1 protein-coding gene is annotated in these 1,619 nt (G+C 37.7%); it reads right to left on the reverse strand.

Annotated elements, in window-relative coordinates; all coding sequences use genetic code 11:
- Positions 1-45: 45 nt before the first annotated feature.
- Positions 46-1,619, reverse strand: a protein-coding gene (locus tag LZ480_RS19585; protein WP_241371221.1) for an IS3 family transposase whose coding sequence is annotated in 2 segments (ribosomal slippage) — positions 46-980 and positions 980-1,619 — 1,575 coding nt in all. Because the reading frame shifts where the segments join, the coding sequence is not laid out codon by codon here.

Genomic DNA, 1,619 nt, shown 5'->3' on the forward strand with positions numbered 1-1,619 from the left:
TGAACTGCTCCCTGTCAAGTAGACAGTAGAAATAATAAAAATGCTTTAAGCGGCTTGAGCCCTGTATTCTAGGGGGCTCAAGCCATTTAATCTTTCTTGGTAACGTTCGTGATTATAGAACGTAATATACGTATCGATGGCACACTTTAACGCTTCAAACGACTCGAATTTATGTAAATAATACTTCTCTACCTTTAAAGTGCCCCAAAACGCTTCAATCGGTCCATTATCGATGCAGCGACCGACTCTCGACATACTCTGTGACAATTCTGCTTTCTCCATGATTCGCTTAAACTCTTTTGATGTATATTGATAACCACGGTCGCTATGTAACAGTGGAAATTCATCTTTAGACAATTGACGAATAGCTGGTCTTATCGTCTTAAATACGAGGTCATTATTATTTGAGTGTCCTAATACATAACTCACGATCGACTTATCATAAAGGTCGATAATCGCACTTAAATACGCCTTTTTTCCGTTCCCATATTTAAACTCTGTCACATCTGTACACCACTTTTGATTTGGTTTTTCCGCCGTAAATTCACGCGCTAACACATTTTCAGCCACATAATCCGGCTTTACTTTTCGGTACTTTTTCGGTCGACGTCGGATAACCGCCTCTAAACTACAAATTTGCATCAGGCGATAAATTCGTTTCTTATTTACTTTTTTCAAGCCTTCTTTTTCACGTTGGCGGTTAATGGTCATCGTAATGCGACGATAGCCATAAATGCCTTCTACTTGTGTATACAAATGTTGAATCGACTCCACGAGTTGTTCGTTTTCTAGTTCATGGACTGTTGGTTGACGGTTTAGCCATTTATAATAAGCTGCACGGGACACCTTGGCGATTTTACATAATAAAACGATCGAAAATTTTTCATTCTTCGCTAGCTCTTGAATCGCCATATAACGGCCTTGAATACGAATTCTACTTAATGACGCCTCCTTTCGATTTCCTCTAACTTTTTTAACAGTAAATTCTCTGCACGTAATCGTTCATTTTCGCGTTCCATCTGTTGAATTTTTAAGCGGAATTCATCCTCTGGTGTTCGTTTCTCAGCTGGCTTTGTTCGACCACGTTGATCTTGAAGTGCTTCTTCACCATTTTGTTCAAATTTACGTACCCATAGGTACACTTGTTGGTAGGACACCTCATATTGTGTCGCTGTTTCTTGATAATTCTTCCCGTTCGCTAGGCAATTTTTTGCGATTTCAATACGTTCTTCTACAGTTGTTTTTCTTCCTTTAGTCATAGCTTGGCTCATTCCTTTACCCGAATCGTATAATTCACTATGACTAGTATAGATTTTCAACCACTTTTTGAATACTGATAAACCGCTAATTCCATATTTGGCAATGATATCGAACATCGAATACTTCTTTAATAAATAATCTTTCACAGCACGCTGTTTCAATTCTTCTGTATACACCTTATTTTTCTTAGGACGAATTAAAGCTTCTACTCCGCCGTATTTATAAAGAGCACGCCATACTTGTAGGGTTGTCATATTAACAGAAAACATCGTGCAGATTTCTTCAAGTGTATAACGATCTTCTTCTAAATATTGAAGTGCTAAGATTTTAATATCTGTTGAAAATGATTTTTTAGGCAT

Source organism: Solibacillus palustris (assembly GCF_022549215.1).
In the GTDB taxonomy this organism is placed as follows: Bacteria; Bacillota; Bacilli; order Bacillales_A; family Planococcaceae; genus Solibacillus; species Solibacillus daqui.